Raw genomic sequence first — 666 nt, 5'->3', positions numbered from 1 at the left:
GGTGGACGGCGCGGTAGGAGTCGGTGAAGCCGGCGTCCTCCAGGAGCTGGGTGACCGGCCAGTTGAAGGGCGGCGTGGAGACCTCACTGGTCCAGTCGAGGTGCGAGGGGCTGTTGAAGTCACCGATGACGAGGACCGGTTCCTCCTCCGCGCGGGCCAGATAGGGGGCAAGCGGGGCGAGGATGTGCTTCTCCATCTCCTCGGCCCGGTCGGAGTCGCACTCCTGCTGACGGACGGCGGCGGTGAAGCGGCGGGTGCCGGGCGGCGCCTTGTCGGGGCCGTAGGAGGTGTGGTCGAGGTGGACGGTGACCACCTGCACGGTCAGCGCGCCGACGGTCACGGCGGTGCGGAGGTAATGCTCGTGGAAACCACTGGCCTCGGGGTCGATGGGGTGACGTGAGAGGAGACCGACGTCCTTGTCGTGGACCGGATCGTCGTGCAGACGCGGGTACTCGTGGTAGTACCAGCCCAGCCGTTCGGCGAGGCGTCGCACGGTGCCCGGCTCCTGGTAGCGGTGCACTTCCTGGAGGGCCACCAGGTCGACGTCCTGCTCCAGCAGGGCACGCAGGACCTTGTCCTCCCCGTTGAGGACGCACGTGGCGTCGTACCACATGTTCCAGGTGGCCACCCGCAGCCGCTCGGCGACCGGGTCGCTCTCGCCGCGTA

General features: G+C 69.2%; 1 protein-coding gene. It reads right to left on the bottom strand.

Features of this window, described 5'->3' with window-relative positions; translation table 11 throughout:
* The coding region (locus CCN37_RS38450) for an endonuclease/exonuclease/phosphatase family protein (protein WP_210408428.1) at positions 1 to 666 on the bottom strand (666 nt) is incomplete at both ends.

The sequence above is a fragment of the Allokutzneria sp. NRRL B-24872 genome (assembly GCF_002155965.1).
In the GTDB taxonomy this organism is placed as follows: domain Bacteria; phylum Actinomycetota; class Actinomycetes; order Mycobacteriales; family Pseudonocardiaceae; genus Allokutzneria.
This window is presented reverse-complemented; position numbering and strand designations above follow the sequence as displayed.